The organism is Streptomyces sp. NPDC097981, from assembly GCF_040302565.1.
GTDB lineage: Bacteria > Actinomycetota > Actinomycetes > Streptomycetales > Streptomycetaceae > Streptomyces.
In genome coordinates this window covers 1-2,627 of the sequence record NZ_JBEORW010000157.1, presented here as the reverse complement: position 1 = coordinate 2,627, position 2,627 = coordinate 1, and the positions used below count along the sequence as shown (strand labels likewise).

Here is a 2,627-nt window from a genome sequence, read left to right as displayed (position 1 = left end):
AGCCGTCGGCCGAGTCCGGGCGTCGCTGCCGCCCCGCACCTCGCGTACGACCGCGAGGACCGGGTCGCCGTCGCGTTCCCCTGATCCGGCTTGCGGATCAGGGCCCGGAATCGGTGGGGCGACGTTCTTGATTCGCCTCCTGAAAACCGGGCGACCCGGGATCGCCAGCACTCTGACCGGGACGGTTCGCCGGGTTGGTGGCCGGGTTTGTGTCTCGTGTCACCTCCGCCAGAACAGATGGTGTGCAACGCCGCTCGTGCTGGGTACGACCTCGAGATGTAACCGATCAAGCAGCTCATCGGGTGACTCCCACAGCCGACTCCCAGAGCCGGGTTCCACCTGTGCGACCGCCACGTGCACGGGACGTGGCGGGATCGACGGCGGGCCGACCGACTTCAACAACCTCACGATCGAGCGGGGCGACCTCACCCGTCTCATGCGCGGCGTCGCCGAGGACCCCAAGGCGTTCGGTGTCATGCACCACTCGCAGAGCGTGGTGATCGCCGAGGGACTGAACGGCTTCCCGCCGGACTCGTACCGCAAGGAGGATCCCGAGATGCGCGCCTGGGTCAAGCAGTCGGCGTCGGTTCTCGGCCACCTCGACGGCGTGCGCGGCGACGTCATCTACGACCTCGGCCAGGCGGAGAAGGACACCAACGCCTGGAACCAGGATGAACTACCACGCCATCGGCGCACCCCTGACGGCCATCCCCATCGCCGGCGACGCGCTCCAGCGCACCGTCGACGCTGGCACGGCCGGGTACATGAACGAGCTCAACGCCAAGGTCGACGAGGAAACTCGTAAGAACATGGTCAACCACTTCGAGAACGGCGAGAACCAGATGAACGCCATGATGCGGAAGATGGCGACCGAGAAGGGCCTCACGCAGGAGGAGCTGGACGCGAGCCCGGGCGAGTATGAGGACGGTCTCCAGACGACTGCCGAGAACTGGTACCAGCAGGGCATCGAGGACGCCCAGAAGAAGATGGGACAGCCATAGACATGGACAGGAAGTGGCTGCCGCTGACCATCGCGCTCGGCGCCGCCGGGGTGGCCGTCGTGACGGCGAGCTTCTGGCCTGACGGCGAGAAGCCGCCGCTACCGCAGACGCTGTGTCATGGGGCGCTCAGCCGGCAGACGGCGGAACTGATCGACGACGGCAAGGGGGGCGAGGTCAGCACGGAGGAGTGGGAGAGCAAGGGCAAGAGCACCGATCACGCGGTGTTCAAGGGGTGCCAGGTGCTGCGCGCCAACACGGACAGCGACCACCCCCGAGGGGTCTACACCCTGATCATCGAAGACAACCGGAACGACCCTCACTACAAGCCCAAGAACTCCGTCCCCCTCGGCCCCGGCTTCACCGGCTGGGCGCTTCCCGACAAGGCCGAGGCCAACCTGCCCCCCAGCTGTGCCGCCCGCATGGGCTCGACGGCGCCGAACATCACGGTGACGCTCATGGCGCCCTCGAAAAAAGGGGAAGAGGAGGAGACGGACCTCGTCGACCGGGACGCCCCCGCCATCCGCAACAATGCGGCCGTGGTGCAGGAGGCCGCCACCAAGCTCGCCAAGAAGTATCACTGCGAGGCATGAAGCTGGCGTCAGCGGTGCCCATCGTCTACGGGCCCCGCTGACGCAGTCCTTCTCCCGCCTTCACCCCTTAGCTGGACTCGTCGGCAGAACGACAGCACTGGAGTGCTCGGGGGAAATGGTCCCTCGTGATGTGGATGTTGCCGGAGCCGATGCTGACCGTTGCCGTCCCGGCCTGTGTTCTGCGGCCGGGCTGGGCCGGGGAGCCGAAGTGGGACGGGTTCCGGGCTCTGGTCTCCGTCGACGCGGGCCGGGTGGTGCTGCGTTCGAGGAGCGGCTCTGAGATGGCGCCGGCGTTTCCGGACATCGTGGCTGGGGCCGCGCAGCTGCCGGATGCGACCGCGCTGGATGGCGAGCTGATCGTCTGGGACGCTGCGGGGCGGCTGGCGTTCGAGCGGCTGCAGGACCGGCTGGCCCGGCGTGGCGCTGGTGCGGCTCGGGCCGCAGGCGAGTGGCCGGCGCACTTCGTTGCGTTCGATGTGTTGCGGCTGTCCGGAACGGATACGACCGTGTGGCCGTACCAGCAGCGCAGGGCCGCGCTGGAGTCCGTGTTCGCCGAACGGCGGTTGACGGCGCCGTGGGTGCTGTGTCCGTCGACCACCGAGGCGGAGACGGTGCGCGAGTGGCTGACGTGGGCGCCGGTCGGGATGGAAGGCGTGGTCTTCAAACGGCTGGACGAGCCCTATCGTCCTGCGGTGCGGGGCTGGCAGAAGTACAAGACGCGCGAGACGACGGAGGCGGTCGTCGGCGCATTCAGCGGCCCTGCGGCCGCTCCTCGGTCGCTGCTGCTGGGCAGGTACGACGACGAGGGGCGCTTTCAGTACATCGGCCGCACCACCACCCTCGCCGGGGCAACTGGTACGGCTCTCGCGGGGAATTTGCACCGGTCCCGGCGCAGCCACCCATGGACGGGGTGGTCCTTCTCCGCCGGGTGGGGAAGCAGCGAAGTTCCCCCTCTGAGCTGGACAGCCTGATACTGGGGCGGACAGCCCCGGAGGAAGCAGTTCCAGGTAGTGAGCAAGAAGAGCAATACGAGCAA

Annotated in this window: 3 protein-coding genes and 1 pseudogene; 3 read left to right on the top strand and 1 reads right to left on the bottom strand. The window is 67.9% G+C overall.

The features are described 5' to 3' along the window. Window positions 1-219: 219 nt before the first annotated feature. Window positions 220-360, bottom strand: a pseudogene (locus ABTY04_RS40735) (dihydrofolate reductase family protein); the annotation flags it as partial. A gap of 311 nt (window positions 361-671) precedes the next feature. Between ABTY04_RS40735 and ABTY04_RS40730 the strand changes: the two are divergent. The 3 genes from ABTY04_RS40730 (at window position 672) to ABTY04_RS40720 (ending at window position 2,562) form a co-directional block, all read left to right on the top strand. Continuing rightward, a complete protein-coding gene (locus ABTY04_RS40730) occupies window positions 672-1,001 on the top strand; it encodes a hypothetical protein (RefSeq protein ID WP_352218474.1) in 330 nt (109 codons plus the stop codon). A 2-nt stretch (window positions 1,002-1,003) separates the two neighbouring features. Further along, window positions 1,004-1,591, top strand: coding sequence for a hypothetical protein (locus ABTY04_RS40725; protein ID WP_352218473.1), 588 nt, complete (start codon window positions 1,004-1,006; stop codon window positions 1,589-1,591). Window positions 1,592-1,719: 128 nt separating this feature from the next. Next, complete coding sequence (locus ABTY04_RS40720; RefSeq protein WP_352218475.1) at window positions 1,720-2,562, top strand: ATP-dependent DNA ligase; 843 nt, start codon at window positions 1,720-1,722, stop codon at window positions 2,560-2,562. Window positions 2,563-2,627 lie beyond the last annotated feature (65 nt).

Bases quoted from the DNA above. Each gene is read 5' to 3' on its own strand.
- ABTY04_RS40725 (WP_352218473.1), top strand. From the start codon at position 1,004: ATGGACAGGAAGTGGCTGCCGCTGACCATCGCGCTCGGCGCCGCCGGG.
- ABTY04_RS40730 (WP_352218474.1), top strand. From the start codon at position 672: ATGAACTACCACGCCATCGGCGCACCCCTGACGGCCATCCCCATCGCC.
- ABTY04_RS40720 (WP_352218475.1), top strand. From the start codon at position 1,720: ATGTGGATGTTGCCGGAGCCGATGCTGACCGTTGCCGTCCCGGCCTGT.